This window comes from Pseudomonas sp. N-137 (genome assembly GCF_034555295.1).
GTDB lineage: Bacteria > Pseudomonadota > Gammaproteobacteria > Pseudomonadales > Pseudomonadaceae > Aquipseudomonas > Aquipseudomonas rhizophila.
In genome coordinates this window covers 541,393-567,429 of sequence record NZ_JAXUDQ010000010.1, presented here as the reverse complement: position 1 = coordinate 567,429, position 26,037 = coordinate 541,393, and the positions used below count along the sequence as shown (strand labels likewise).

At 61.2% G+C, this 26,037-nt stretch carries 26 protein-coding genes and 1 pseudogene; 9 read left to right on the top strand and 18 right to left on the bottom strand.

Features of this window, described 5'->3' with window-relative positions:
- Nucleotides 1-7 precede the first annotated feature (7 nt).
- From T3A99_RS12155 to exbB, 4 genes are all read right to left on the bottom strand, one after another.
- The gene (locus T3A99_RS12155; protein ID WP_047226181.1) at nt 8-928 is read right to left on the bottom strand and encodes a hydrogen peroxide-inducible genes activator; all 921 of its coding nucleotides are present in this window, start codon (nt 926-928) and stop codon (nt 8-10) included.
- 295 nt (nt 929-1,223) lie between these two features.
- The gene (locus tag T3A99_RS12150) at nt 1,224-1,979 is read right to left on the bottom strand and encodes an energy transducer TonB family protein (protein WP_076383095.1); all 756 of its coding nucleotides are present in this window, start codon (nt 1,977-1,979) and stop codon (nt 1,224-1,226) included.
- Nucleotides 1,976-2,404 (bottom strand): TonB system transport protein ExbD, encoded by a 429-nt coding sequence (gene exbD, locus T3A99_RS12145; protein ID WP_047226179.1) that lies wholly within the window; start codon nt 2,402-2,404, stop codon nt 1,976-1,978. Before exbD ends, T3A99_RS12150 begins: the two co-directional genes overlap by 4 nt.
- Nucleotides 2,405-2,410: 6 nt before the next feature.
- Nucleotides 2,411-3,391, bottom strand: a complete 981-nt coding sequence (gene exbB / locus T3A99_RS12140) for a tonB-system energizer ExbB (protein ID WP_047226197.1) — start codon at nt 3,389-3,391, stop codon at nt 2,411-2,413.
- Between the two features lie 188 nt (nt 3,392-3,579).
- On the opposite strand from exbB, the gene T3A99_RS12135 reads away from it, so the two are divergent.
- Nucleotides 3,580-4,437, top strand: coding sequence for an SDR family oxidoreductase (locus T3A99_RS12135; RefSeq protein WP_274091376.1), 858 nt, complete (start codon nt 3,580-3,582; stop codon nt 4,435-4,437).
- A 156-nt stretch (nt 4,438-4,593) separates the two neighbouring features.
- Here the strand turns inward: T3A99_RS12135 and T3A99_RS12130 are convergent, their stop codons facing one another.
- The 6 genes from T3A99_RS12130 to T3A99_RS12105 form a co-directional block, all read right to left on the bottom strand.
- Entirely contained in the window at nt 4,594-5,334 is a 741-nt protein-coding gene (locus T3A99_RS12130; RefSeq protein WP_076383093.1) for a hypothetical protein, read from the bottom strand.
- Nucleotides 5,335-5,388: 54 nt separating this feature from the next.
- Nucleotides 5,389-5,769, bottom strand: coding sequence for a RidA family protein (locus T3A99_RS12125; RefSeq protein ID WP_003229509.1), 381 nt, complete (start codon nt 5,767-5,769; stop codon nt 5,389-5,391).
- A gap of 27 nt (nt 5,770-5,796) precedes the next feature.
- Nucleotides 5,797-7,902 (bottom strand): bifunctional GTP diphosphokinase/guanosine-3',5'-bis pyrophosphate 3'-pyrophosphohydrolase, encoded by a 2,106-nt coding sequence (spoT, locus tag T3A99_RS12120; protein ID WP_047226172.1) that lies wholly within the window; start codon nt 7,900-7,902, stop codon nt 5,797-5,799.
- Between the two features lie 60 nt (nt 7,903-7,962).
- Nucleotides 7,963-8,226 carry a DNA-directed RNA polymerase subunit omega gene (gene rpoZ / locus T3A99_RS12115; protein WP_003177259.1) on the bottom strand — a complete coding sequence of 88 codons (264 nt, stop codon included), beginning with the start codon at nt 8,224-8,226 and terminating at the stop codon, nt 7,963-7,965.
- A gap of 166 nt (nt 8,227-8,392) precedes the next feature.
- Entirely contained in the window at nt 8,393-9,013 is a 621-nt protein-coding gene (gmk, locus tag T3A99_RS12110; RefSeq protein ID WP_047226171.1) for a guanylate kinase, read from the bottom strand.
- 12 nt (nt 9,014-9,025) lie between these two features.
- A complete protein-coding gene (locus tag T3A99_RS12105) occupies nt 9,026-9,889 on the bottom strand; it encodes a YicC/YloC family endoribonuclease (RefSeq protein ID WP_047226170.1) in 864 nt (287 codons plus the stop codon).
- A 280-nt stretch (nt 9,890-10,169) separates the two neighbouring features.
- On the opposite strand from T3A99_RS12105, the gene rph reads away from it, so the two are divergent.
- Nucleotides 10,170-10,892, top strand: a complete 723-nt coding sequence (gene rph, locus T3A99_RS12100) for a ribonuclease PH (protein WP_047226169.1) — start codon at nt 10,170-10,172, stop codon at nt 10,890-10,892.
- Between the two features lie 30 nt (nt 10,893-10,922).
- The gene (locus tag T3A99_RS12095; protein ID WP_047226168.1) at nt 10,923-11,291 is read left to right on the top strand and encodes a DUF4870 domain-containing protein; all 369 of its coding nucleotides are present in this window, start codon (nt 10,923-10,925) and stop codon (nt 11,289-11,291) included.
- Between the two features lie 175 nt (nt 11,292-11,466).
- Here the strand turns inward: T3A99_RS12095 and T3A99_RS12090 are convergent, their stop codons facing one another.
- Nucleotides 11,467-12,246, bottom strand: coding sequence for an exodeoxyribonuclease III (locus tag T3A99_RS12090; RefSeq protein WP_003177265.1), 780 nt, complete (start codon nt 12,244-12,246; stop codon nt 11,467-11,469).
- Nucleotides 12,247-12,328: 82 nt separating this feature from the next.
- Between T3A99_RS12090 and pyrE the strand changes: the two genes are divergently transcribed.
- A complete protein-coding gene (gene pyrE / locus T3A99_RS12085; RefSeq protein WP_322834324.1) occupies nt 12,329-12,973 on the top strand; it encodes an orotate phosphoribosyltransferase in 645 nt (214 codons plus the stop codon).
- A gap of 158 nt (nt 12,974-13,131) precedes the next feature.
- Here pyrE and argB read toward each other — a convergent pair whose 3' ends face one another.
- The 4 genes and pseudogenes from argB to coaBC form a co-directional block, all read right to left on the bottom strand.
- A complete protein-coding gene (gene argB, locus T3A99_RS12080; RefSeq protein WP_047226166.1) occupies nt 13,132-14,037 on the bottom strand; it encodes an acetylglutamate kinase in 906 nt (301 codons plus the stop codon).
- 26 nt (nt 14,038-14,063) lie between these two features.
- A pseudogene (locus tag T3A99_RS12075) lies at nt 14,064-15,467 on the bottom strand (phosphomannomutase/phosphoglucomutase); the annotation flags it as partial.
- A gap of 251 nt (nt 15,468-15,718) precedes the next feature.
- Nucleotides 15,719-16,174, bottom strand: coding sequence for a dUTP diphosphatase (gene dut, locus T3A99_RS12070; RefSeq protein WP_274091378.1), 456 nt, complete (start codon nt 16,172-16,174; stop codon nt 15,719-15,721).
- A gap of 5 nt (nt 16,175-16,179) precedes the next feature.
- On the bottom strand, nt 16,180-17,388 hold the full coding sequence (coaBC, locus tag T3A99_RS12065; protein ID WP_047226163.1) for a bifunctional phosphopantothenoylcysteine decarboxylase/phosphopantothenate--cysteine ligase CoaBC: 1,209 nt from the start codon (nt 17,386-17,388) through the stop codon (nt 16,180-16,182).
- A gap of 145 nt (nt 17,389-17,533) precedes the next feature.
- Between coaBC and radC the strand changes: the two genes are divergently transcribed.
- Nucleotides 17,534-18,208: a RadC family protein gene (gene radC / locus T3A99_RS12060; protein ID WP_047226162.1), complete on the top strand. Its 675-nt coding sequence runs from the start codon at nt 17,534-17,536 to the stop codon at nt 18,206-18,208.
- 133 nt (nt 18,209-18,341) lie between these two features.
- On the opposite strand, the gene T3A99_RS12055 is transcribed toward radC, so the two are convergent.
- Nucleotides 18,342-19,928, bottom strand: coding sequence for an ABC transporter substrate-binding protein (locus T3A99_RS12055; protein ID WP_322834323.1), 1,587 nt, complete (start codon nt 19,926-19,928; stop codon nt 18,342-18,344).
- A 437-nt stretch (nt 19,929-20,365) separates the two neighbouring features.
- Between T3A99_RS12055 and rpmB the strand changes: the two genes are divergently transcribed.
- Together rpmB and rpmG are read left to right on the top strand one after the other, a co-directional pair.
- Nucleotides 20,366-20,599: a 50S ribosomal protein L28 gene (gene rpmB / locus T3A99_RS12050; protein ID WP_003229474.1), complete on the top strand. Its 234-nt coding sequence runs from the start codon at nt 20,366-20,368 to the stop codon at nt 20,597-20,599.
- 11 nt (nt 20,600-20,610) lie between these two features.
- Entirely contained in the window at nt 20,611-20,766 is a 156-nt protein-coding gene (gene rpmG, locus T3A99_RS12045; RefSeq protein ID WP_003177274.1) for a 50S ribosomal protein L33, read from the top strand.
- 204 nt (nt 20,767-20,970) lie between these two features.
- Here rpmG and T3A99_RS12040 read toward each other — a convergent pair whose 3' ends face one another.
- On the bottom strand, nt 20,971-21,333 hold the full coding sequence (locus T3A99_RS12040; protein WP_076383089.1) for a cupin domain-containing protein: 363 nt from the start codon (nt 21,331-21,333) through the stop codon (nt 20,971-20,973).
- Between the two features lie 232 nt (nt 21,334-21,565).
- Here T3A99_RS12040 and T3A99_RS12035 point away from each other — a divergent pair, with 232 nt between their 5' ends.
- Both T3A99_RS12035 and T3A99_RS12030 read left to right on the top strand, forming a co-directional pair.
- Complete coding sequence (locus tag T3A99_RS12035; protein WP_047226159.1) at nt 21,566-23,059, top strand: aldehyde dehydrogenase; 1,494 nt, start codon at nt 21,566-21,568, stop codon at nt 23,057-23,059.
- 187 nt (nt 23,060-23,246) lie between these two features.
- The gene (locus T3A99_RS12030) at nt 23,247-24,389 is read left to right on the top strand and encodes an MFS transporter (protein ID WP_047226158.1); all 1,143 of its coding nucleotides are present in this window, start codon (nt 23,247-23,249) and stop codon (nt 24,387-24,389) included.
- Nucleotides 24,390-24,429: 40 nt separating this feature from the next.
- Here the strand turns inward: T3A99_RS12030 and T3A99_RS12025 are convergent, their stop codons facing one another.
- Complete coding sequence (locus T3A99_RS12025) at nt 24,430-25,995, bottom strand: phospholipase D family protein (protein WP_047226157.1); 1,566 nt, start codon at nt 25,993-25,995, stop codon at nt 24,430-24,432.
- Nucleotides 25,996-26,037: the final 42 nt, after the last annotated feature.

The window sequence follows — 26,037 nt, the reverse complement described above, 5'->3', positions numbered from 1 at the left end:
CCGGGGCTTACTTGGCAGTGGGCGGCTTGGCCACGGAACACAGGCGGATCGAGTCAGCGAGGATCTCGATGGCCTTGGGTCGCGGAAAGCTGGCGCGCCAGGCGATGGCAACGGTGCGGAACGGCACGGGCGGCGTCAGTGGGCGAACCTCGATCACGCCAGGGGCGTAATGATGGCTGTCCACCGCCGAGAGCGGCAAAATCGAAATGCCCAGGCCCGAGGCGACCATGTGGCGAATGGTTTCCAGGGAGCTGGATTCCACCGTGGTGTGCTTGGCGCCTTCGCTGCCTTTGGTCAGGGTCGGGCAGGCTTCCAGCACCTGGTCGCGGAAGCAGTGGCCTTCGCCGAGCAGCAGCAGGCTCTTGTCGTTGAGCAGGCCGGCGTCGATGGATTTTTTCTGGGTCCACGGATGCTGGGCCGGCATCAACACGTAGAACGGCTCGTCGTAGAGCGGCAGGGTCAGGACATCGGCTTCGTTAAACGGCAGGGCGATGATGATCGCGTCCAGTTCGCCGTTGCGCAGTTTGTCGCGCAGCACATGGGTGAAGTTTTCTTCGATGTACAACGGCATCTGCGGGGCGACCCGGTGCAGTTGCGGAATCAGGTGCGGGAACAGGTACGGGCCGACGGTGTAGATGGCGCCGACTTTCAGTGGGGCGGTCAGCTGGTTTTTGCCGGCCTGGGCCAGTTCACGGATGCCCTGAGCCTGTTCCAGGACTTTCTGTGCCTGGGCAACGATGCCTTCGCCCACTGGGGTCAGGCGCACGGCGCTTTTGCTGCGCTCGAAAATCAGCACGCCGAGCTCGTCTTCAAGCTTTTTCACGCCCACCGAAAGCGTCGGCTGGCTGACATGGCAACGCTCGGCGGCGTGGCCGAAATGTTGCTCCTGGGCGAGGGTGACGATGTAGCGTAATTCTGTGAGGGTCATGGCGAGCGTCCGTGAAGTTGCGAGCCAAGCATACCGGCTGCAATCGATAGACGCACGTTATCAGACTGGGGGTGCGGTGTGACACTGCCTAATGTGGGTATGGTGAGGGGATTTAACGACGCATATGGATTATTTGTGGGAGCAAGGCTTGCCCGCGATGAAGCGAGCGCGGTCCTCTCCGGAACCGAGGTGCCTGTATCGCGAGCAAGTTTTGCTCACACAGGCCCCCTTGCTCTACAGATACATTCCCTTCACCAGAAACAATAAGCCCCTGTAACAGGGGCTTGCCAATGGGTTAACGCCGACGCTTGTCGATGGAGTACACGAACGGCGCGACGATTTCGATGGAGCCGTTAACTAGCATGTCGGCCGGAGGCTTGGGCAGCGGTTGGGCGCGGCGAATCATTTCCAGGGTCGCCCGGTCCAGGGCGGCGTTGCCGGATTTGCTCACCAGCTCGAAGGACAACACATTGCCTTCGGCGTCCACCACGAACCGTAAACGGTTCAAGCCTTCCTTGCCGCGCGACTGGGCGCTGGCGGGGTATTTCTTGTACTTGCCCAAGTGCGCAAGCAAGGTGCCTTGCCAACTGGCCTTGGCCGCCATTTGCGCGGGGGATGGGCCAGGCGCCGGTTGCGCGGATTTCTCGGTCGGAGCCTTGGTCGGTTGAGTATCGCTGGGCTTTTGCTCCGACGGTTCTTCCTTGGGCGGTTCCGGTTTTTTCTCCACGGGCTTGGGTTTGGGCTTGGGCGGTTTAGGCTTGGGCTTGACCGGCTTGGGCACCGAAATCTCCGGTTTCTCGGCTTCGGCGATTTTAGGCAGCGGCAGTTCTTCGACCGGCTCCGGAGGCTGCGGTGGCGTGACGACTTTAGGCGGTGCGGGCGGTGGTGGGGCCGGAACCGGCGCCAGCTCGACCATCATTGCCTGGGGCGGCAATTCAATGGGCGGGTTTGACGTCCAGTTCAGGGCCAGGGCAATGGCGAGCGCATGCACGCCCAGCACCACGGCCAGGCTACCGCTGTAACGCGTCAGCTTTTGGCGCGTCGTGATCATTTCTTGGGCGCCGTCTCAAGTCCGACCAGGCCGACCTTCAGGTATCCGGCGGCGCGCAGGGCGTCCATCACGCTCATCAAGTCGCCGTAATCCACGCCTTTATCCGCCTGGAAGAAGATCGTCGTGTCCTTTTTGCCTTGGGTCTTGGCGTCGAGGGTCGCGCCGAGGCTATCGGCCTTGACCTCGTCTTCGCCCAAGAACAGGCGTTGGTCAGCCTTGACGCTGAGGAATACCGGTTTTTCCGGCCGCGGCGAAGGCTTGGCCGTCGAAGCCGGAAGGTCGACCTTGATGTCCACGGTGGCGAGCGGAGCGGCCACCATGAAGATGATCAACAGCACCAGCATCACGTCGATGAACGGCGTGACGTTGATTTCGTGGTTCTCGGCCAGATCGTCGTCTGCGCCTTCTTTCAAATGCAGGCCCATGGCCGATTACCCCACTTTCACCATGTGCGGTTGCGAGCCACGCTCGGGTGGCAGGTGGTCGAGGTCGCGGCTGACCAGCAACAGGACTTCGGCCGAAGCGTCCGAGACCTGGGCCTTGTAACCGGCAATGGAGCGGGCGAACACGTTGTAGATGACCACCGCCGGGATCGCCGCGACCAGACCCAGAGCCGTCGCGAGCAGGGCTTCGGCGATGCCAGGCGCCACGACAGCGAGGTTGGTGGTCTGGGTCTTGGCGATGCCGATGAAGCTGTTCATGATGCCCCACACGGTGCCGAACAGGCCGACGAACGGCGCGGTGGAACCGATAGTGGCGAGCACGCCGGTGCCGCTGCTCATGTTGCGACCGCAGGCTGCGACCAGGCGCTCGAGGCGGAAACTCACGCGCTCCTTGATGCCTTCCTTCTCACGACTGTTGGCCGACAGGCGCATCTCTTCGAGGGCGTCGTGAACCAGCAGATTGGCCAGGGTGCCCTCTTTGGCCGCAGAGGCGCTGGCCTCTTTGAGGGTGGTGGCTTTTTTCAGGTTGGCGATTTCACCGCGCAAGCGGCGCTTGGCGCCCATCAGCTCGAAGCCCTTGGCGATCCAGATGGTCCAGGTGATGATCGAGGCGATGGCCAGGCCGATCATGACGATTTTCACGATAATGTCGGCGTTCTGGTACATGCCCCATGGCGACAGATCGTGGGCCATGCCCAAGGTATTGTCGGCTTCGAGCATTTGAGGTGCGTCTGCGGCGTCGGCTTCGACGGCCTGGGCCGGCTCGCTGGCCTGAGGAGCCGCTACAGGCTCGGCTGCATCGACCGGCGCCTGGCTGGCGGCGGGTGCGGTGGCCGGGGTCGTGGCTGGCGCTTGGGCATCGGCGAACGCGGCGGCGGGTGCTAGCAGCAGGCTGAGCAGCAGGGCTGCCATGGCACTCCAGGCGCGAGGTCGGTTGGTTGGCGAAGCGGAGGGGAGATAGCGTGTCATGCTGGCCGGACCTGAGAGAAAAAGAAGGTTGATGTTCTTCCAGGCCTCGTGGGCCGAGAACAAAACTGGCTCGCATTATTGCAAGTAATTCTTGTTAACAAAAGTAATACAGTATCTTTTTTTTCCTGCATTGCTAGCCGCTCGTCCCCTCTGGCAGCTAGTCTGCGGCTTTACGAGAGGAGATTTTGATGTCCGCGCCTTCTGTTTTGATCGCCGGCTGCGGTGATATCGGTGGCCGCCTGGCGAGTCAGTTGCGGGCCGAGCAGTGGCAGGTCTACGGCTTGCGCCGTACGGTTTCGCAGCTGCCGGCCGGGGTTGTCGGGGTAGCGGGGGACTTGTTCAACGAGCAATGTCCCGCTGATTGGCCCACCGGTCCACTGGATTACGTGGTGTACAGCGTCGCCGCCACCGAGCATGACGAGGCGGGTTACCGCGCGGCTTATGTCCAAGGCTTACAGCATGTGTTGAGCTGGCTGAAGCAGCATGGACAGCAGCCAAAACGACTGCTTTTTGTCTCCAGCAGCAGCGTCTACGGACAGAAGGGTGGCGAGTGGGTCGATGAAACCTCGCCCACCGTGGCCGGTGGCTATTCCGGTCGACTGATGCTCGAAGCGGAACAGGTGGCGCTCGACAGCAGCATCCCGGCCAGCCGCGTGCGTCTGACCGGTATCTATGGTCCGGGCCGTGAATGGTTGCTGAGCCAGGTGCGCCAGGGCTATAGCGTGGTGGAAGACCCGCCCCTGTACGCCAACCGCATCCATGCCGACGACGCCGCGGGCCTGCTGGCCTTCCTGCTGGAAGCCGACCGCCAGGGCAAGCCCCTGGAAGACTGCTACATCGGCGTCGACGACACTCCCGCCGCGCTGGCCGAGGTGGTGGGTTGGCTGCGTGATTACATGGGCGTCACCCAATGGGCCGAAAACGCCAGCGTCCGCCGCGCCGGCAGCAAGCGCTGCAGCAATGCACGGGCGAAGGCCCTGGGCTGGACACCGAGGTATCCGAGTTTTCGTGAGGGGTATGCGGCGATTCTGGAGGGGCGCTGCTGATCTTTTAAACACCCCAAAAACAAACGGTGGGAGCGGGCTTGTGGGAGCAAATCTTGCTCGCGATAGCGGTTTTACAGCCAACAGAGGTGTTGTCTGTGACGACGTCATCGCGAGCAAGCTTTGCTCCCACAGGCTCGCTCCCACAGGGAGTCCGACTTACTGCTTCTCCAACACCCACTGCCGGTCACCCGGCGTGAACGAAGGCATTTCATCCGCCAGTGCCGCATTCACGGTCTGGAAAATTTCCAGCTTCTTGCCGTCGCGAGAGAAGATCCAGGTATTGCCCTGGCCGTTCTGTTGCAGCCAGATGTTGTCGTTGCCGCCGCTCATGGACGCGCAGTCGCCGGCCAGGCACAGGGCGTAGCGGTCGGCGCCTGGTAGTCCGCTGACCTGGCCGTCGGGTTGGAACTGCACGCTGGCGCCCTGGCCAGGGCCGTTGACGATGTTCCAGGTGCCGCCCAGATAAGCGGTATACAGCGCCCGTTCGAAACTGGCGCCCAGCGGCGCCCCCTCGGGCACCTGGACCTGGGCGCGCTCGAACACTTGCTGCGGCTCGTTCTCGGTGGCGGATTGGTTCAACTGGTCGCCGTCGCGTTGCAGTTCGCTGGCGGAGCTGCCGTAGAAATCGACTTTCCACGCACCGTCTTCTTCGCCCAGCAGCTTGCCTTCGACATTCTCGAAACCGTTGGTGTAACGCGCCTGGCCGGCCCGGGTGTTGACGTCCCATTCCAGGTTCGGGCCATAGGCCTGCAGCGCCTCGCGCAGCGGGCCGCCCTTGGCGGCGGCGTCGATTGCCGCCTGGTTGATCCAGGTGCCGCTGATATCACGGTCGGCAGGGTCGCTGGCGCAGCCGCCCAACAGCAGGGCAGCCAGCGAAAGAGCAAGCGCTTTGCGCATGGTGGAATCCTTAAACGAAAACGGCGCAGCCGGGGGGAGGCTGCGCCGGGCGTGTTACTCGATGACCAGGATGGCGTCCATCTCAACCTGCGAACCCTTCGGCAGGGCTGCTACGCCGATGGCGGCGCGGGCAGGGTAAGGCTGGTCGAAGTACTTGCCCATGATCTCGTTGACCTTGGCGAAGTGGCTCAGGTCGGTGAGGAAGATGTTGAGCTTGACGATGTCCTTGAACGAACCGCCGGCAGCCTCGGCCACGGCCTTGAGGTTCTCGAACACCTGCACGGTCTGGGCTTCGAAGCCTTCTACCAGTTCCATGGTTTTCGGGTCCAGCGGGATCTGGCCCGACATGTACACGGTGTTGCCCGCCTTGATTGCCTGGGAATACGTACCGATGGCGGCCGGGGCTTTGTCGCTGGTGATAACGGTCTTGGTCATTTATGACTCCTTGTAATGGATGGGGAGCTATGCACGCATACGAGTGATACGGATGACGCCAGTCAGGGCGCGCAGCTTCTTGATCACGCGGGCCAGGTGCACGCGGTCGTGCACGCTGACCACCAGTTGGACGACGCTGATGCGGCCATCGCGCTCGTCCATGCTGATTTTTTCGATATTGCCGTCGGCGGCGTTGACGCTGCTGGCCAGCAAGGCGATCAGGCCACGCTGGTGCTCCAGTTCGACCCGCAGCTCGACATTGAATTCGCCGGTGACATCCTTGGCCCAGGAGAGCTGGATGCATTTTTCCGGGTTGTGGCGGATTTCGCTGATGTTGCGGCAGTTATCCAGGTGCACCACCATCCCTTTGCCTGCGGACAGATGGCCGACAATCGGATCGCCAGGAATCGGCGTGCAGCACTTGGCATAGCTGAGCACCAGGCCTTCGGTACCACGAATGGCCAGGGGACCTTCGGGGCTAGGCAGCTGTTCGCCTTCGCCGAGCAGGCGGCGGGCGACGACGTAGGCCATGCGATTGCCCAGGCCGATGTCTTCCAGCAGGTCTTCGATCAGTTCCAGGCGGTACTCGCTGAGCATGATCTGCACGCGTTCAGCCGGGATCTTGTCCAGGGAGCTGTCGAAACCGTTGAGGACTTTGTTGAGCAAGCGTTCGCCCAGGCTGATGGATTCAGAGCGGCGTTGTAGCTTCAAGGCGTGGCGGATGTGTGTGCGGGCTTTGCCGGTGACCACGAAATTGAGCCATGCCGGATTTGGCCGCGCGCCGGCGGCGCTGACGATTTCCACCGTGGAGCCGCTTTGCAGCGGTTCGGACAACGGCGCCAGGCGGCGGTTGATCCGGCACGCGATGCAGCTGTTGCCGACGTCGGTGTGTACTGCATAGGCAAAGTCCACCGCCGTGGAGCCTTTGGGCAGCTCCATGATCCGGCCTTTGGGCGTGAAAACGTAGACCTCGTCCGGAAACAGGTCGATCTTCACGCTTTCGATGAATTCCAGGGAGTTGCCGGCCCGCTGCTGCATTTCCAGCACGCCTTTGACCCACTGGCGGGCCCGGGCGTGGGTGCTCTTGGGTTGTTCGTCGCCGCTGGACTTGTACAGCCAGTGCGCAGCGATGCCATTATTGGCCATCTCTTCCATTTCACGGGTGCGGATCTGGATTTCGATCGGTACGCCGTGCATGCCGAAGAGCGTGGTGTGCAGCGACTGGTAGCCGTTGGCCTTGGGAATCGCGATGTAGTCCTTGAAGCGCCCAGGCAATGGCTTGTACAAATTATGTACAGCGCCCAGTACGCGGTAGCAGGTATCGACCTTGTCGACGATGATCCGGAACGCGTAGACGTCCATGATCTCGTTGAAGGCCCGACGCTTGCCGCGCATCTTCTTGTAGATGCCGTAGAGGTGTTTCTGTCGGCCGCTGACCTCGCCTTCGATGCCGTCGATGGTCAGGCAATGGCTCAAGGATTCTTCGATCTTGTTGACGATTTCCTTGCGGTTGCCCCGGGCGCGCTTGACGGCCTGGTTGATCCGCGCCGAACGCATCGGGTGCATGGCCTTGAAACCGAGGTCTTCGAACTCGATGCGGATCGCGTGCATACCCAGGCGATTGGCGATGGGCGCATAGATTTCCAGGGTTTCCTTGGCGATTCGCCGGCGTTTTTCACCGGACAACACTTCCAGGGTTCGCATGTTGTGCAGGCGGTCGGCGAGCTTGACCAGGATCACGCGAATGTCGCGCGCCATGGCCATGGCCATTTTCTGGAAGTTTTCGGCCTGGGCCTCGGCCTTGGTCTCGAAGTTCATCTGGGTCAGTTTGCTGACCCCGTCGACCAGTTCGGCCACGGTTTCGCCGAACTGCGCCTGCAGCGCTTCCTTGGCGATGCCGGTGTCTTCGATCACGTCATGCAGCATCGCCGCCATCAGGCTCTGATGGTCCATGTGCATGTCGGCAAGAATGTTCGCCACCGCAAGCGGGTGCGTGACGTACGCCTCGCCGCTGCGGCGGCGCTGGCCGTCGTGGGCTTGTTCGGCGTAGAAATAGGCTCGGCGGACCAGGTTGACCTGGTCCGTGCCGAGGTAGGCCGATAAGCGATCGGCGAGGGCGTCTATGCTCGGCATGATAATGACTCCTGCCGTTTGCTGTGACCCCGCGCCGTGCTACGTCGACCAGGCATAGGCTTAGACCGCCTCGTTGGACTCGTCCTCGAACGCTGCGAACAGCGGTTCGTCTTCAACGATTTCAGCGTTGGCGATGAACTCGTAGCTCATCAGGCCTTCGGCGATTTCACGCAGCGCTACCACGGTAGGCTTGTCGTTTTCCCACTGGACCAACGGCTCTTTGCCACCGGTGGCCAGTTGACGGGCACGCTTGGTAGAGAGCATGACCAGCTCAAAGCGGTTTTCCACGTGTTCTAGGCAGTCTTCAACGGTTACGCGGGCCATGGTATTCCTCGGAGCGAATGCAATATGCGCGCTGCCCGGTTGGGCGAGCGGACTCAACAGTTTAAAAAAACGCCAGCGTTTAGGGAAGCGCTGATTTTTTGACCAGCCCCTCGACCCGCTACAAGCTCCAATGTAAAGCCGTCGCAGCGGTTTTGGGAAGGGCTGTTCAGCCCAGCAGTTCGGCCAATAATTTACCGAAACGTTGCTGCTGGCGTTTCTGCTGCAGCTGGCTGGCGCGGAAAATCGCCTTCAGATCGTCTAGCGCATGGGCGAAATCGTCGTTGATGATCAGGTAATCGTAGTCGACGTAGTGGCTCATTTCGCTGACCGCTTCGCGCATCCGGCCTTCGATGATGTCGTCGCTGTCCTGTCCGCGATTGGTCAGGCGCTGGCGCAAGGCCTGCTGGCTCGGTGGCAGGATAAAGATCGAACGGGCCTGGGGCATCAGCTTGCGGACCTGCTCGGCACCCTGCCAGTCGATTTCCAGGATCAGGTCGTGGCCTTCGTCCAGGGTTTGCTGCAGATAGCTTTGCGAGGTGCCATAGAGGTTGCCGAAGACTTCGGCGCGCTCGAGGAAGTCCCCGTGCTCGGCCATTTTCACGAACTGTTCGCGGTCGACGAAGTGATAGTTCACCCCGTCCACTTCGCCCGGGCGCATGGCGCGGGTGGTGTGCGAGACCGAGACGCGGATCTGCGGCTCGGCGTCGATCAGCGCCTTGACCAGGCTGGTCTTGCCGGCGCCAGAGGGCGCGGAAATGATGTAGAGAGTGCCGGTGCTGTGGGTCATGTCGGGTTAGCCTTACTCAATGTTCTGCACTTGTTCGCGCATTTGCTCGATCAACACCTTGAGGTTGACCGCAGCCTGGGTGCTGCGCGGGTCGAAGGCTTTGGAGCCCAGTGTGTTGGCTTCGCGGTTGAGTTCCTGCATCAGGAAGTCCAGGCGGCGACCGGCCGCACCACCGGATTTGAGTACCCGGCGAACTTCAATGATGTGGGTGCTCAGGCGATCCAGTTCTTCGGCCACGTCGCTTTTTTGCGCGAGCATGACCATTTCCTGTTCCAGGCGCTGCGGGTCCAGCTCGGCCTTCATGTCGACGAAGCGGTCGAGCACTTTCTGACGTTGGGTGGCGAGCATTTGCGGGACCAGTTCGCGCAGGGTGACGACGTCTTCCTCTATGGAAGTCAGGCGCTCGTCGATCAACCGGGCCAGTTCCGCGCCTTCGCGCTCGCGACCGGCCTTGAGTTCTTTCAGGCCTTGATTGAACAACGCCAGCGCTTCGGCATTCAGGGCCTGCGGGTCGCTCGCATCACCTACCAGCACGCCGGGCCAGGCCAGGACTTCCAGCGGGTTCAGAGGCGCGGGGTGCTTGATCAGGCTGGCGACGGTTTCGGCGGCAGCCACCAGTTGCGCGGCGCGCTCGCGGTCCACCTGCAAGGCCTTGCCGGTGCTTTCTTCGGTGAAGCGCAGGGTGCATTCCAGCTTGCCCCGGGACAGGCCCTGGCGCAGGGCCTCACGCACGCTGCCTTCAAGGTCGCGAAAGGATTCGGGCAGGCGCAGGTGCGGCTCCAGGTAGCGGCTGTTGACCGAGCGCAGTTCCCAGCTCAGCGTGCCTTGGATGCCGGCTTTCTCGACGCGGGCGAAGGCGGTCATGCTGTGCACCATGGAGATTCCTCGCAATGCAGGCGGACGCAACGGGTAGTCGTAGCGCCTGGTATCTGTGGATAAAAGCCGAAGGGCAGCAAAGGCGCAGGATTGTAGCGCAGTGAGGTGCATGCCCCCAAACCGTGCATGTGACAAAGCGCTGCGGCTCGTCGGTCAGAGGTCAAGGGGGCTTGGCTCGTTGCAGCGGTTTTTTGGAACCGCGCGACGTTTAAACTGCCCTATGGCGGCCCACGGCTCTATAATGCTCGGCAGTTTTCCGTCCTCTGTACAGGTGTTCCCTATGAAACGTCCAAGTGGTCGCGCTGCCGATCAGCTTCGCTCGATCCGCATTACCCGCAACTACACCAAACACGCCGAGGGATCTGTACTGGTCGAATTCGGTGATACCAAAGTCATCTGCACCGTCAGCGTCGAAAACGGTGTGCCACGGTTCCTCAAGGGCCAGGGTCAAGGCTGGCTGACCGCCGAATACGGCATGCTGCCGCGCTCCACTGGTGAGCGCAACCAGCGTGAAGCCAGCCGCGGCAAGCAGGGCGGACGTACCCTGGAAATCCAGCGTCTGATTGGCCGTTCGCTGCGCGCCGCGCTGGACATGTCCAAGCTCGGTGACGTGACGTTGTATGTCGATTGCGACGTGATCCAGGCTGACGGCGGCACTCGCACCGCGTCCATCACCGGCGCCATGGTCGCACTGGCCGATGCCTTGAAAGTGATCAAGAAGCGTGGCGGCCTCAAGGGCGGCGATCCGCTCAAGCAGATGATCGCTGCGGTCTCCGTGGGCATGTACCAGGGCGAGCCGGTGCTGGACCTGGACTACCTGGAAGACTCCGCCGCCGAGACCGACCTGAACGTGGTCATGACCAGCGCCGGCGGCTTCATCGAAATCCAGGGCACCGCCGAAGGCGCGCCGTTCCAGCCGGAAGAATTGAGCGCTATGCTGGAATTGGCAAAGAAAGGCATGAACGAGATTTTCGAACTGCAAAAAGCCGCACTGGCTGACTGATCGTTTCGCGCTTCAGACAAGGAGAACGTCATGAGTGATGAGCAAACCCTACTGCCCCAGCCCAGCAAGGAGGCGCGCCAATGGGCGATGTTCTGTCACTTGTCCGCCTTGTTGGGCATCTGGATTCCGTTCGGTACGCTGATCGGTCCGTTGGTGCTCTGGCAGCTCAAGCGCGAGACTGACCCGTTCATCGATGCACAAGGCAAGGAAGCGCTGAACTTCCAGATCACTGTGGCAATTGCCTCGGCGATCAGCCTGCTCCTGATGATCGTGGTGATCGGCTTCTTCCTGTTCGGGCTGGTGGCTATCGGTGCGCTGGTGCTGACCATCATCGGTGGGGTGAAGGCCAATGAGGGGCAGCCGTATCGGTATCCGTTTACCTGGCGGCTGGTCAAATAACGATCAACGAGTAACCACTTGTGGGAGCGAGCCTGCTCGCGATAGCGGTTCATCATTCAACACAAATGTTGGCTGACCCACCGCCATCGCGAGCAGGCTCGCTCCCACAGTAGAAAGGGTTGCTCACAAAAAAACCGACATGGCTGTCGGTTTTTTTGTGGCTGCGAAACGACACTCAGATCGTCAGCGTCCAGTCGTAATCCACGATCAGTGGCGCATGCTGCGAGAAGCGTGGCTGGCGCGGCAGGCGAGCGCTGCGCACGAAGCGGCGCAGACCAGGCGTCAGCAACTGGTAGTCGAAACGCCAGCCGAGGTTGAGCATCTCGGCCTGTTCGTTGTCTGGCCACCAGCTGTATTGGTCGCCTTCACGGCTGACTTCCCGCAGGGCGTCAACATAGCCCATGTTGCCGACAATCTCGTCCATCCAGGCCCGTTCCGGCGCCAGGAAACCCGGGGATTGCTGGCTGTCGCGCCAGTTCTTGATATCCAGCTTCTGTTGCGCCACGTACAGCGAGCCACAATAGATGTACTCGCGACGTTTGCGCCGCTGTTTATCCAGATAACGGGCGAAGTCGTCCATCAACTTGAATTTCTGATTCAAATCTTCATCGCCGTTCTGCCCCGAAGGGAGCAGTAAGGTCGCGATGCTGACCTTGTCGAAATCGGCCTGCAGGTAGCGCCCGTAGCGGTCCGCCGTCTCGAAACCGAGACCGTTGATGACAGCCTTCGGTTGCAGCCGCGAGTACAAAGCCACGCCACCCTGGGCGGGGACTTCGGCATCGCAGGCATAAAGGAAGTAACCATCCAGTTGGAAGGCTGCATCGTCCAGTTCAAAGGCGGAGGCGCGGGTGTCCTGCAGGCAGATGACGTCGGCATTCTGTGCTTGCAGCCAACTGAGCAACCCTCGCTCCACTGCAGCCTGAATACCATTGACGTTCACACTGATGATCCGCATAAATGGCCCCAAAAATCACGTGCGTGTATGATACACGGCGTGTACCTATTTAGCTAAATCCGTGGTATTTGGGGCTTTTTTCATGCAGGCGTATCAGCGCGATTTCATTCGTTTTGCCATCGATCGCGGCGTTTTGCGCTTCGGTGAGTTCACCCTCAAGTCCGGCCGCACGAGCCCGTACTTCTTCAATGCCGGCCTGTTCAACACCGGTACCGCCCTGGCGCAACTGGGCCGTTTCTATGCGGCGGCCATTGTCGAGAGCGGCATTCCGTTCGACGTGCTGTTCGGCCCGGCCTACAAAGGCATTCCTCTGGCCGCCACCACTGCGGTCGCCCTGGCCGAACACCACGGCCGCGACCTGCCCTGGTGCTTCAACCGCAAGGAAGCCAAGGCTCATGGTGAAGGGGGCAGCCTGGTGGGCGCGCCGCTGACCGGTGAAGTGCTGATCATCGACGACGTGATCACCGCCGGCACCGCCATTCGTGAAGTGATGCAGATCATCGGTTCCCAGGAAGGCGCCAAGGCCGCCGGTGTGCTGATCGCCCTGAATCGCCAAGAGCGCGGCAACGGTGAGTTGTCTGCGATCCAGGAAGTGGAGCGTGACTTCAACATTCCGGTGGTCAGCATCGTGTCGCTGACCCAGGTGCTGGAGTTTTTGGCCGACGACCCGCAGCTCAAGCAGCATTTGCCGGCGGTTGAGGCTTATCGGGCGCAGTTCGGCGTTTAAAGATTTGCACATTCCCTGGTGGGAGCGAGCCTGCTCGCGATAGCCATTCAACATTCATGTTGGCTGAATCACCGCTATCGCGAGCAAGCTCGCTCCTACAGTGCGTAAAAAAAGACCCCGCTCAGTCTGGCTGAGCGGGGTCTTTTTATGGGTGTCGCTTACGGACGCTTGCGATTGCTGATCAACGTGCCCACGCCGGTATCGGTGAAGATCTCCAGCAGGATCGCATTCGGTACCCGGCCGTCGATGATCAAGGAGCTGCCAACGCCGCCCTGGACCGCTTCCAGTGCGCAGCGGATCTTCGGCAGCATGCCGCCGTAGATGGTGCCGTCGGCGATCAGTTCATCGACCTGTTGAGTCGACAATCCGGTCAGGACCTTGCCGGTCTTGTCCATCAGGCCGGCGATGTTGGTCAGCAGCATCAGCTTTTCCGCTTTCAGTGCTTCGGCAACCTTGCCTGCCACCAGGTCGGCGTTGATGTTGTAGGACTCACCGTTGGCGCCGACGCCGATGGGCGCGATTACCGGGATGAAGTCGCCCTTGACCAGCAGGTTCAGCAAGTCGGTGTTGATGCCGACCACTTCGCCCACATGGCCGATGTCGATGATTTCCGGCTGGGTCATCTCCGGCGTCTGGCGGGTGACGGTGAGTTTCTTCGCCCGGATCAGCTCGGCGTCTTTACCTGTCAGGCCGATGGCGCTGCCGCCATGCCGGTTGATCAGGTTGACGATGTCCTTGTTGACCTGGCCGCCGAGGACCATCTCCACCACATCCATGGTCTGCGCGTCGGTGACGCGCATGCCGTCGATGAAGTGGCTCTCGATCGACAGGCGCTTGAGCAGGTCGCCGATCTGCGGGCCACCACCGTGAACGACCACCGGGTTGATGCCCACAGCCTTCATCAGCACGATGTCGCGAGCGAAGCCGGTTTTCAGCTCCTCGCTTTCCATCGCGTTGCCGCCGTATTTGATCACCAGGGTCTTGCCGACATAGCGTCGGATATAAGGCAACGCTTCGGACAGGACCTTGGCGGTATTGGCGGCGGCTTCGCGTTCGAGGGTCATTCAGGGCTCCGGTGGTGCTTCAAAAATCAGAACGGTAGTTGAAGATCAGGTGCAACACGTTTGAGTTGGGTGTGGAACACATCCTTGATGCGCTGCAGTTCGGCTTCGTTGTCGGCTTCGAAACGCAGCACCAGCACCGGCGTGGTGTTGGATGCGCGAACCAGGCCCCAGCCTTGGGGATAGTCGACCCGCACACCATCGATGGTGGTCAGTTCGGCCCCTTCGCCCCATTGAGCGTCGTGCAGTGCATCAATGATGCTGAATTTGCTCTCTTCGGTCACATGGATATTGATTTCCGGCGTAGAAATATCGTTCGGGAAGGTCGCGAAGAGCTCTTCGGCCGTGGATTTCTCTTTGCTGAGGATCTCCAGCAGGCGTGCGGCGCTGTAGATGCCGTCGTCGAAACCGAACCAGCGCTCCTTGAAGAAGATGTGGCCGCTCATTTCGCCGGCCAGCAGGGCGCCACTCTCTTTCATTTTCTTCTTGATCAACGAGTGGCCGGTTTTCCACATCAGTGGGCGACCGCCGTATTCCTTGATCAGCGGCACCAGGCGGCGGGTGCATTTAACGTCGAAAATGATTTCGGCGTTCGGATTGCGCGCCACCACGTCACGGGCGAACAGCATCAGCAGACGGTCCGGGAACACGACGCTGCCGGTGTTGGTGACCACGCCCACGCGGTCGCCGTCGCCGTCGAAGGCCAGGCCCAGGTCGGCGTTGGTTTCCTCGACCTTGGCGATCAGGTCTTGCAGGTTTTCCAGCTTGCCCGGGTCCGGGTGATGGTTGGGGAAGTTGCCGTCCACTTCGCAGAACAGCGGGATGACTTCGCAGTTCAGGGCTTCAATCAGTTGTGGGGCGATCACGCCGGCCGCGCCGTTGCCGCAATCGACCACCACTTTCAGGCGGCGGGCGAGCTTCACATCCTTGACGATTTCATCGTTGTAGCGCTCCAGGATGTCCACCTTGGTGACGCTGCCCTGGCCGCTGCTCAGGTCATTGGTCTTGAGGCGGGTGTGCAAGGCCTGGATCTGCTCGTTGGCGAGGGTGTCGCCGGCGATGACGATCTTGAAGCCGTTGTAGTTCGACGGGTTGTGGCTGCCAGTGAGCATCACGCCGGATTTACCGGCCAGCACGTTGGCGGCGTAGTACAGCGCTGGCGTCGGCACCAGGCCCACGTCGCTGACATGGCAACCACTGTCGGCAACCCCTTTGATCAATTGTTCAACCAGCTCGGGGCCGGACAAGCGACCATCGCGACCGACGCACACGTTCGGTTCACCCTGGGCCAGGCTCTGGGAGCCGATGGCGCGGCCGATCCAATAGGCGGTTTCGGCGGTGAGGGTCTCCGGTACCACGCCACGGATGTCGTAGGCGCGGAAGATGCTGTCAGGAAAAATTGGGGCGATTGCGGCTGGGGTGTTCATGGGCGGGGCGCTCTATCAGGAAGATGACTGGACAGGCCGACGGTTCGCGTCGGCAGGCTCAAACTGAAGGGTATGACGGCGTTTTTGGCAGAGAGTTCGTGGTGGGAAAGTGCCATGAGACAGCGTTACCTCGCCTCTATCGCCTAATACATTGATTCCAAGTGGGAAACCTTGTAGCCAGCCTGTGGGCATTTTTCGTCCTGAAACAGAAGCTTAATAAAGGGGCCGGGCAAGGCGCCCGGCCTGAAACAGCTGGATCAGTGGCTGCCGGAATGCCCGAAGCCACCAGCGCCGCGCTGGCTCTCGTCGAATTCTTCCACCAGTTCGAAGTGCGCCTGGACCACCGGTACCAGCACCAGTTGGGCGATGCGCTCGCCCACGGCGATGTTGAATGCCGTTTGACCACGGTTCCAGCACGACACCATCAGTTCGCCTTGGTAATCGGAGTCGATCAGGCCCACCAGGTTGCCCAGTACGATGCCATGCTTATGGCCCAGGCCCGAGCGCGGCAGGATCAACGCAGCCAGGCCCGGGTCGCCGATGTACACCGACAGGCCGGTTGGGATCAGCAGGGTCTGGCCGGGCTCCAGGACGGTGTCCTGCTTGAGCATGGCCCGCAGGTCGAGGCCGGCGGAACCCGGTGTGGCGTATTGCGGCAGCGGGAATTCGGCGCCGATGCGAGGGTCAAGGATCTTGGCTTGTAGAGCGTGCATGTCAATTAAACCTGGTTCAGCCGTTCGGCGATAAAAGTGATCAGCTGGCGGGCAATCTTGCTCTTGCTGGTCTGGGCGAAAAGGGTGGCGTGCAACTGGCGGTCGATCACGCTGCAGGCGTTTTCCTCGCTGTTGAAGCCAATGCTCGGGTTGGCGACGTCGTTGGCGACGATCAAGTCCAGGTTCTTGTCCTTGAGCTTGCGCGCGGCGTAGTCGAGCAGGTGCTCGGTTTCGGCGGCGAAGCCGACACTGAACGGACGGTCCGGGCGGGTGGCGATGGTCGCGAGGATGTCCGGGTTGCGCACCATTTGTAGTAGCAGGCCGTCGCCGCTCGTAGGGTCTTTCTTAAGTTTTTGCGGGGCGACTACTTCGGGGCGGTAGTCCGCCACCGCCGCCGAGGCGATGAACAGGTCGCACGGGATAGCCGCTTCGCAGGCCGCCAGCATGTCCCGGGCGCTGACCACGTCGATGCGGGTCACCCGATCAGGGGTCGGCAAATGCACGGGGCCGGTGATCAGCGTGACCCGGGCGCCGGCTTCCACGGCGGCTTCGGCCAGGGCGAAGCCCATTTTCCCGGAGCTGTGGTTGGTGATGTAGCGCACCGGGTCGATGTTTTCCTGGGTCGGTCCGGCGGTGATCAGCACATGCTTGCCGGTCAGTGCCTGGCGCTGGAAGCAGTCGGCGGCGCACTGGGCCAGGTCGTTGGCTTCGAGCATGCGTCCCATGCCGACATCGCCGCAGGCCTGGCTGCCGGAAGCCGGGCCAAAGACTTTCAGGTCGCGGCTTTGGAGCAATTGCAGATTGGCCTGGGTGGCCGGATCGCGCCACATGGCCTGGTTCATGGCTGGCGCGAGGGCAACCACGGCGTCGGTGGCGAGCACCAGGGTGGTCAGCAAATCATCGGCGATGCCTTGGGCCAGGCGGGCGATCAGGTCGGCCGTGGCTGGGGCGATCAGCACCAGGTCGGCCCACTTGGCCAGTTCGATATGACCCATGGCGGCTTCGGCCGCCGGGTCGAGCAGATCCAGGTGGACCGGGTGCCCGGACAGGGCCTGCATGGTCAGCGGGGTGATGAATTCACTGCCGCCGCGAGTCATGACGACCCGTACTTCCGCGCCCTGGTCGATAAGCCTGCGGACCAGCTCGGCGCTCTTGTAGGCGGCAATGCCGCCGCCGACGCCCAGAACGATGCGTTTCCGATACAGCCGCTGCATAGGCCTGCCTTTCGATTTCAATGGTCAGTGCAGGACGAACCCCACGGCAGCAGCCTGCCTGGGTGCAAATCGCCTGCAAAAAAGATGGGCTACGATATCACAGCGACCGCTACGGAACAGCGGCGCCCACAATCAGGGAGATGCTATGAGTATTCGCGACTGGCCGGTGGCCGAGCGGCCACGGGAGAGGTTACTGGAGTTGGGATCGGCGAGTCTTTCGGACGCCGAGCTTTTGGCGATTTTCTTGCGCACGGGTGTGTCGGGTAAAAGCGCCGTGGACCTGGCGCGACATCTGCTGCATCAATTTGGTGGCCTGCGGGTTTTGCTCGAGGCTGATCTGCGTACCTTCAACGCACATCTGGGGCTGGGCCCGGCGAAATTCGCGCAGTTGCAGGCCGTGCTGGAGATGGGGCGTCGGCATCTGGCCGAAAATTTGCGGCGGGAATCGGTGCTGGAGAGCCCGCTGGCCGTGCGGGACTACCTCAAGGCCATGTTGCGTCACGAGCCTCATGAAGTGTTTGGATGTCTGTTCCTCGATTCCCGGCATCGGGTGTTGGCGTATGAGGCGCTGTTTCGCGGTTCCATCGACAGTGCGAGTGTCTATCCCCGGCAGGTGGTCAAGCGCGCCCTGGCCCATAACGCCGCAGCGTTGATCCTGTGCCACAACCACCCCTCCGGCAACACCGAGCCCAGCCAGGCCGACCGGGTACTCACTGAGCGGCTTCAGGAAGCACTGGAGTTGATCGATGTGCGGGTGCTCGACCACTTCATCGTCGGCGATGGTGAGCCGCTGTCCATGGCGGAGTATGGGTGGATGTAGCCACGGTCAGGCTTGAATAATCCCTTGTGGGAGCAAGCTTGCTCGCGATAGCGGTTTTACAGCCAACGGAAGTGTTGTATGTAACGACGTCATCGCGAGCAAGCTTTGCTCCCACAGGGGGGGCTGGCAGTGGTTACTTGATACTGACCTTGGAGTAATCCTGCCGCCCAAACGGGCTGACCGAGTAACCCTGCACATCCTTGCGGGTCAGGGCGAACGCGGTCGGGTGCGCCAGGGGCAGCCACAGGGCCTGTTGCTGGATCTGCGCCTGGGCCTGCTCATAGAGTTTGGTGCGCACGCCCTGCTCGCTCGTGGTTTTGCCGGCACTGATCACTTTATCCAGGTCCGGGTTGCAATAACGGGCGAAGTTGGTGCCGGACTTGAGTGCCGCGCAGGAAAACTGCGGCGTGAGGAAGTTGTCCGGGTCACCGTTGTCACCGGCCCAGCCCATGAACAGCAAGTCATGTTCGCCGGCCTTGGCGCGACGGATCAGTTCGCCCCATTCGATCACGCGAATCTCGGCCTGAATGCCGATCTGCGCCAGGTCGGCCTGCAGCAACTGCGCGCCCAGGCTGGGGTTGGGGTTCAGCAGGCTGCCGGAAGGGCGGGTCCAGATGGTGGTCTGAAAGCCGTCCTTCAAACCGGCCCTGGCCATAAGATCACGGGCCTTGGCCGGGTCATGGGCGTAACCGGGCAAGTTTTTGGCGTAGCTCCAGGTGTTCGGAGGGTAGGGGCCCTTGGCCGCTTCGGCGGTGCCCTCGAAAACGGCCTTGAGGTAGCTGGCCTTGTCGAAGGCCAGGTTGACGGCTTGTCGAACCTCGGGCTTGTCGAAGGGCGGGTGCTGGCTGTTGATCGCCACGAACGCGGTCATGAAGGCGTCGGTCTGCGCCACTTTCAACGTCGGCTCCTGCCTGGCGGCCTGGACGTCCTGCGGCTTGGGTGACAGGGCGATCTGGCATTCGTTGCGCCGCAGTTTTTGCAGGCGCACATTCGCGTCCGGCGTGATGGCGAAGATCAGCGGATCCACCTGGGGCTTGCCGGCGAAATAGTCGTGGTTGGCCTTGTAGCGAATCGAAGCGTCTTTCTGGAACCGGTTGAAAATGAACGGGCCTGTGCCGATGGGCTGATTGTTGAGTGCTTCTGGCGTGCCGGCTTTCATCAGCTGATCGGCGTATTCGGCCGAATAGATGGAGGCAAAGCCCATGCTCAAGGTGGCCAGGAAGGTCGAATCCGCATGATCGAGGATGAAGCGCACGGTCAGCGGGTCCAGCGCGTCGATTTTCTTGATCAGGCTCGGTAGCTGCATGGACTGGGCGTGGGGGAAACCGCTCTGGGCGATTTTGTGCCAAGGGTTTGCCGGGTCAAGCATGCGTTCGAAGCTGAACTTGACGTCCTCGGCGGTCAGATCGCGGCGCGGCGTGAAGTATTCGGTCCGGTGGAATTTGACCTGGGGGCGCAGCTTGAACACGTAGGTCAGTCCATCGGACGAGACTTCCCAGCTCTCGGCGAGGCTGGGGATGACCTTGCCGCTGGCGGTGTCGAAATCCACCAGGCGATTCATCAGCACGTCGGCGGATGCGTTGGTGGTGGTCAGCGAATTGTATTGAACGACATCGAACCCTTCCGGGCTGGCCTCGGTACAAACGCTCAGGGCGGCGGCCTGAGCCAGCGGGCTGATCAGCAGAGGGGCGAGCAACAGTGGGAGGGCAGCGAGGCGCATGGTCGGTTTCCTGTGCAAGTCGAAGGCCCATCTGCATGTGCAGTCTGGAAAAGACCTACCCTAGTGGCCTCGTTGGAAAATAACTATCCCCTTTTTGCATTTTCCGGCACCCTGCGGCGCTGTATTAGCGGCTCAAGCTCGGCATCGGTTAAAAAAAACCGGCCTGCAGCGACGAGCGGTCAAAGGCGGCGCCAGCCTGTGCCCCAGCCGTTCGGGGGCGTTACGCGTCGCTTTCCAACGAAGACAAATCACACCGGCAGTTGTTGCACTGTGGTCTTTCTGGTATAAAGCAGCGCTCTTTTCTAGGGGCCCGGTTCCTTCACTGTAGGTGTAGCCGGTAAGACCCTTAAAGAAACGCGGCGCCTGGCGCCAAATGACTGAGAGATTAAGCGGCCAACCCATGCCGGGTTGGGCATGTGGTTTTAGAGGGCTGAGGCATGTCGAGAGTCTGTCAAGTTACCGGTAAGGGTCCGGTGACTGGGAATAACATTTCCCACGCAAACAACAAAACCCGTCGTCGTTTCCTGCCGAACCTGCAGCATCACCGCTTCTGGGTTGAAGAAGAGAAACGTTTTGTGCGTCTGCGCGTATCTGCCAAAGGCATGCGTATCATCGACAAGCGTGGCATCAGTGTCGTGCTCGCCGAACTTCGCCGCGATGGCAAGATTTAAGGGAGCTAATCATGCGTGAATTGATTCGTTTGATCTCGAGCGCCGGTACTGGTCACTTCTACACTACCGACAAGAACAAGCGTACTACCCCGGACAAAATCGAGATCAAGAAATATGATCCGGTTGTTCGCAAGCACGTGATCTACAAGGAAGGCAAAATCAAGTAATTGATTTTTCCCTTCTTACGAAAAAGGCCCGTATCGCAAGATACGGGCCTTTTTTGTTGCCGGATTTTTGTTGCCTGTCGGGGCCTCATCGCGAGCAGGCTCGCTCCCACAGGGCATTGTGCTTGCCTGAAACTCAGGCATTACACAGCGCCAATGTGGGAGCGAGCCTGCTCGCGATGAGGCCAGGTCTAACGATGCAAATCCTTAGACCTTCTGTTCAAACACCACATAAATCTTGCGGCACGCCTCCAACACTTCCCAAGTGCCCGTGAACCCCGCCGGGATCACGAAGCGGTCGCCGGCCCGCAGGGTCTTGGCATTGCCATCATTGTCCCGCAACACGGAAACGCCCTGGACGATCTCGCAGTATTCATGTTCGGTGTAGTTGACCGTCCACTGGCCGACCGCGCCTTCCCACACGCCTGCATTCATTTGCCCGCAAGGGCTGCTGTAGTGGTTGAACACCGTTTGTTCGGGATCACCCTTGAGTACCTTGGCTGCGTCCGGGCGATAGCGTTCGGCGGTGGTACTGGCCTGACTGAAATCGACGATGTCCTGGATGCTCATGCGGCAATTCTCCGGTAATGACGGCGCGAATGGCTGGAAGAGCCAAAGTCTATGTTTATTAAAACGAACATCGCAAGGCCGTTTGCCAGTGTTGTGTCAAATATATTGAAACATTACCAGCCGCTGGTTTAGGGTGGCGGGTGCCCCGCGCCGAAAACAGGCCGGCTGGGCAGAATTCGTGGAGCGCTGCGCATCGCGTGGCGTTCGTACTCAATAAGAGGAGGACACTCGCATGACCACCCTGACTCGTGCCGACTGGGAACAACGCGCCCGCGACCTGACCATCGAAGGCCGTGCCTTCATCAACGGCGAATACACCGATGCGGTGTCCGGCGAAACCTTTGACTGCCTCAGCCCGGTGGATGGCCGTGTGCTGGGCAAGATCGCCAGTTGCGACGTCGCCGACGCCCAACGTGCCGTCGAAAACGCCCGCGCCACCTTCAACTCCGGTGTCTGGTCGCGCCTGGCGCCGAGCAAGCGTAAAGCGACCATGATTCGCTTTGCCGGCCTGCTCAAGCAGAACGCCGAAGAACTGGCGCTGCTCGAAACCCTGGACATGGGCAAGCCGATCAGCGACTCCTTGAATATCGATGTTCCCGGTGCAGCTCAAGCGTTGAGCTGGAGCGGTGAAGCCATCGACAAGATTTACGATGAAGTGGCCGCGACCCCCCACGATCAGTTGGGCCTGGTGACCCGTGAACCGGTGGGCGTCGTAGGCGCTATCGTGCCGTGGAATTTCCCACTGATGATGGCCTGCTGGAAGCTCGGCCCGGCGCTGTCCACCGGTAACTCGGTGGTGCTCAAGCCCTCTGAAAAGTCCCCACTGACCGCCATCCGCATTGCCGCACTGGCGATTGAGGCCGGCATTCCGAAAGGCGTGCTGAACGTGCTGCCGGGCTACGGCCACACGGTTGGCAAGGCCCTGGCCCTGCACATGGACGTCGATACCCTGGTGTTCACCGGTTCCACCAAAATCGCCAAGCAACTGATGGTTTACTCGGGCGAGTCCAACATGAAGCGTGTCTGGCTGGAAGCCGGCGGCAAGAGCCCGAACATCGTGTTCGCCGATGCCCCGGACCTGCAAGCCGCCGCCGAGTCCGCCGCCAGCGCCATTGCCTTCAACCAGGGCGAAGTCTGCACCGCCGGCTCGCGACTGTTGGTGGAGCGTTCCATCAAGGACACCTTCCTGCCGCTGGTGATTGAAGCGCTCAAGGGCTGGAAACCTGGCAACCCCCTGGACCCGGCCACCAATGTCGGCGCCCTGGTGGATACCCAGCAGATGAACACCGTGCTGTCCTACATCGAGGCCGGTCACAGCGACGGCGCCAAGCTGGTGGCCGGCGGCAAGCGGATCCTCGAAGAAACCGGCGGCACCTATGTCGAGCCGACGATTTTCGACGGGGTGAGCAACGCCATGAAAATCGCCCAGGAAGAGATTTTCGGTCCGGTGTTGTCGGTCATCGCTTTCGATACCGCCGAGGAGGCCATCCAGATAGCCAACGACACGCCGTACGGCCTGGCCGCGGCGGTATGGACCAAGGACATTTCCAAGGCTCACCTGACCGCCAAGGCGCTGCGTGCTGGCAGCGTTTGGGTCAATCAGTATGACGGCGGCGACATGACCGCACCGTTCGGCGGCTTCAAGCAGTCGGGTAACGGCCGCGACAAGTCGCTGCATGCGTTCGACAAGTACACCGAGCTGAAGGCGACCTGGATCAAGCTCTGACAGGGGCGGCCCCGGATCCTGTTCGGGGCTGCATGCAGTGCTGGTCCCCTGTGGGAGCGAGCCTGCTCGCGATAGCGGTATAACAGTCGACGACTCTGTTGAATGTTGCGCCGCTATCGCGAGCAGGCTCGCTCCCACAGTGTTTTGTGGGGCCTGAAAATCGATAACTATCCACAGGAGCGTGGAAATGCGTTGGGCGACCTATTTCGCCGTGTTGGCATCTGTCCTGAGTGTCGGCTTGGCGCTGGGCGTGAGCATGCCGCTGGTGTCGCTGCGTCTGGAAGGCTGGGGTTATGGTTCGTTTGCCATCGGGGTGATGGCCGCCATGCCGGCCGTTGGGGTGCTGGTCGGGGCCAAGGTGTCGAGTCGGCTTGCGGCGCGGTTCGGCACGGCGGCGTTGATGCGCTTGTGCCTATGGGGTGGGGCGGTGTCCATCGGGTTGCTGGCGCTGTTGCCCAGTTATCCGGTCTGGTTGGTGCTGCGGCTGATGATCGGCGTCGTCCTGACCCTGGTGTTCATTCTGGGTGAAAGCTGGATCAACCAACTGGTGATCGAACAATGGCGCGGACGGTTGGTGGCGTTGTACGGCAGCAGTTACGCCCTGAGTCAGTTGTCTGGTCCGTTGCTGCTGGGTGCGCTGGGGACTGATCACGATTATGGCTTTTGGGTGGGTGTCGGTCTTTTGCTGGTTTCGCCGTTGCTGTTGCTGGGACGCAGCGGTGCGCCCAGCAGTGAAGCCTGCAGCGTCACTTTCAAGGATCTATGGGCGTTTTGTCGTGGGTTGCCGGCAATCGCCTGGGCGGTGTCGTTGTTCGCGGCGTTCGAGGCAATGATCCTGACTCTGCTGCCGGTTTACTGTTTGCGTCAGGGCTTCAGCGCCGACATTGCGCTGGCGATGGTCAGCACGGTAGTGGTCGGTGATGCCTTGTTGCAGTTGCCCATTGGCGCTCTTGCGGACCGCCTGTCGCGCCGGTCGTTGTTCACTGGCTGTGCGGTGGCGCTGATGCTGTCGAGCCTGGCGGTTCCACTGCTGATCGATACCTTGCTGATCTGGCCACTGTGGGTGCTGTTTGGCGCCAGCGCAGGCGGGTTGTTCACCTTGTCACTGATCCTGATCGGCGAGCGTTATCGCGACGATGCACTGGTGCGGGCCAACGCCCATATTGCCCAGTTGTGGGGGATCGGTTGCCTGATTGGCCCACTGGCGGCGGGGGCGGGCAGTCAATGGATCAGTGGGCATGCGCTGCCCTTGTTCATGGCCGCGGGAGCGTTCGGCTTGGTGGTTCTGTTGTTGCGCCAAGGGGCGTTTGGCGCCACGCAACCTGCCTGAACAAAGTGAAGCCTTGGGAAACGTGCTGAACCCGGGGCTTCTACAGCATTCGCTCCAGCCCAACGGTGGTGGCGAACCAGGCGTTGAAGCGGCGCCACCAACTGCCGGGTTCGCGGTCCAGGTCATGCAGTTGGCCGTTGTCTTCGGTGGTCCATATCAGCTTCCCGTCCTTCAGGCGGGCCTGGTAACTCAGGGCCGGTGCCATGCCCTGCAAGGCCAGTTCGCGCACTTGGCCGGCGAGTTCGGGACTGTCGACCAAGACCCCCACTTCGGTGTTCCACAGCACTGAACGCGGATCGAAATTGAACGAGCCGATGAAGGATTTCTTCCGGTCGAAGATGATCGCCTTGCTATGCAGGCTGGAGTCCGATTCGCCGTAGGACTTGCTGTAGAACAAATGGGGGCTGCCACCCGTGTCCCCGGGCTGGCGACGCAATTCGTACAGCCGCACCCCATGTTGCAGCAAAGCCCTGCGATACGGCGCGTAACCGCCGTGCACCGCCGGTACGTCGGTGGCCTCCAGGGAGTTGGTCAAAAGACTCACCGCCACTCCGGCATCGGCGCGGCTGGTCAGGTAGACCAACCCTGGCTGGCCGGGTACAAAGTAGGCCGAAATCATGATCAGTTCTTCACTGACCCCCGTCAGCTCCGGGCCCAATTGCGTGGTCAGCAACAACTGCGGGTCAGGCTCATCCCTGGCCAGTACTTTGCTGGGTGCATCCCACAGCGCCTGGTTCCAGGCCCAGATCAATTGCCTGCGCCAGATGTCCAGGCGCGGTTGGGTCCGGTAGGAGGTCAACTGCTGGTAAAGCGCGTGATTTTCCTTGTGCGTCTGCTCCAGTGACTCTTGCAGGCGTAGGCGGCTGTTGGCCAGATCCTTGGGGGTTGGCCGACGGGACAGGAATTGTTCGATGGGTTTGCTCAGGGCGCTGTTCCAGTATTGGTCGAAGCTGTGCCCCAATTGTTCGGCCACCGGCCCAACGCCAAGCAGGTCGATGTCGGTGAAGTTCAGGTTGGGTTCGGCGTCGAAATATTCATCCCCCAGATTGCGACCGCCGACGATGGCCATGCTGTTGTCCGCCAGCCAGAGCTTGTTGTGCATGCGCCGGTGTTGCAATGAGAGGTTGAGCAGCCGCCCGAGGCTGCGGGTTACCCCGGTGGCGCGCCCCAGATGAAGTGGGTTGAACAGGCGTATCTGGATCCGCGGATGAGCGGCGAGGGTCGCGATGATCTGATCCTGGCCATCGCTGGTGGTGTCATCCAGCAGGATGCGCACGCGTACGCCGCGGTCGGCGGCTTTGAGCAATTCATCCACCAGCATTCGCGTGCTGATGCCGTCATGAACGATGTAGTACTGCAAATCCAGGCTGCTTTGGGCGTTGCGGATCAACTCGGCCCGGGCGGAGAAGGCGTCGGTACTGTCAGATAGCAGGCGGAAACCCGAGCGTCCCTCGTGTGGAGCGGCCTGGGCCTGTACCGAGCGTCCGAACGAAGATTCGGTTGCCGGGAGCGCCTGGGAAGGTTCGCGGGTGATGTCAAAACTGGCACAGCCGCCCAGCAGCGAGGCGACTAGCAGGAGCACAGGCAGGATGGGTCTGGGTCTCACGTAGGCTCGTTCCGCTTGTTTGCGTTGATCGGCTTGTGGGTG

Coding starts and splice junctions, on each gene's coding strand:
- coaBC (WP_047226163.1), bottom strand. CDS start 17,388: ATGCAGCGGCTGTATCGGAAACGCATCGTTCTGGGCGTCGGCGGCGGC.
- spoT (WP_047226172.1), bottom strand. CDS start 7,902: ATGCCGAGCATAGACGCCCTCGCCGATCGCTTATCGGCCTACCTCGGC.
- T3A99_RS12135 (WP_274091376.1), top strand. CDS start 3,580: ATGTCCGCGCCTTCTGTTTTGATCGCCGGCTGCGGTGATATCGGTGGC.
- T3A99_RS12040 (WP_076383089.1), bottom strand. CDS start 21,333: ATGAGCATCCAGGACATCGTCGATTTCAGTCAGGCCAGTACCACCGCC.
- exbD (WP_047226179.1), bottom strand. CDS start 2,404: ATGGGCCTGCATTTGAAAGAAGGCGCAGACGACGATCTGGCCGAGAAC.
- rpmB (WP_003229474.1), top strand. CDS start 20,366: ATGTCGAGAGTCTGTCAAGTTACCGGTAAGGGTCCGGTGACTGGGAAT.
- radC (WP_047226162.1), top strand. CDS start 17,534: ATGAGTATTCGCGACTGGCCGGTGGCCGAGCGGCCACGGGAGAGGTTA.
- T3A99_RS12105 (WP_047226170.1), bottom strand. CDS start 9,889: ATGGTGCACAGCATGACCGCCTTCGCCCGCGTCGAGAAAGCCGGCATC.
- T3A99_RS12035 (WP_047226159.1), top strand. CDS start 21,566: ATGACCACCCTGACTCGTGCCGACTGGGAACAACGCGCCCGCGACCTG.
- T3A99_RS12155 (WP_047226181.1), bottom strand. CDS start 928: ATGACCCTCACAGAATTACGCTACATCGTCACCCTCGCCCAGGAGCAA.
- rph (WP_047226169.1), top strand. CDS start 10,170: ATGAAACGTCCAAGTGGTCGCGCTGCCGATCAGCTTCGCTCGATCCGC.
- T3A99_RS12055 (WP_322834323.1), bottom strand. CDS start 19,928: ATGCGCCTCGCTGCCCTCCCACTGTTGCTCGCCCCTCTGCTGATCAGC.
- T3A99_RS12030 (WP_047226158.1), top strand. CDS start 23,247: ATGCGTTGGGCGACCTATTTCGCCGTGTTGGCATCTGTCCTGAGTGTC.
- rpmG (WP_003177274.1), top strand. CDS start 20,611: ATGCGTGAATTGATTCGTTTGATCTCGAGCGCCGGTACTGGTCACTTC.
- exbB (WP_047226197.1), bottom strand. CDS start 3,391: ATGACACGCTATCTCCCCTCCGCTTCGCCAACCAACCGACCTCGCGCC.
- gmk (WP_047226171.1), bottom strand. CDS start 9,013: ATGACCCACAGCACCGGCACTCTCTACATCATTTCCGCGCCCTCTGGC.
- T3A99_RS12095 (WP_047226168.1), top strand. CDS start 10,923: ATGAGTGATGAGCAAACCCTACTGCCCCAGCCCAGCAAGGAGGCGCGC.
- argB (WP_047226166.1), bottom strand. CDS start 14,037: ATGACCCTCGAACGCGAAGCCGCCGCCAATACCGCCAAGGTCCTGTCC.
- T3A99_RS12150 (WP_076383095.1), bottom strand. CDS start 1,979: ATGATCACGACGCGCCAAAAGCTGACGCGTTACAGCGGTAGCCTGGCC.
- dut (WP_274091378.1), bottom strand. CDS start 16,174: ATGCACGCTCTACAAGCCAAGATCCTTGACCCTCGCATCGGCGCCGAA.
- pyrE (WP_322834324.1), top strand. CDS start 12,329: ATGCAGGCGTATCAGCGCGATTTCATTCGTTTTGCCATCGATCGCGGC.
- rpoZ (WP_003177259.1), bottom strand. CDS start 8,226: ATGGCCCGCGTAACCGTTGAAGACTGCCTAGAACACGTGGAAAACCGC.
- T3A99_RS12090 (WP_003177265.1), bottom strand. CDS start 12,246: ATGCGGATCATCAGTGTGAACGTCAATGGTATTCAGGCTGCAGTGGAG.
- T3A99_RS12125 (WP_003229509.1), bottom strand. CDS start 5,769: ATGACCAAGACCGTTATCACCAGCGACAAAGCCCCGGCCGCCATCGGT.
- T3A99_RS12130 (WP_076383093.1), bottom strand. CDS start 5,334: ATGCGCAAAGCGCTTGCTCTTTCGCTGGCTGCCCTGCTGTTGGGCGGC.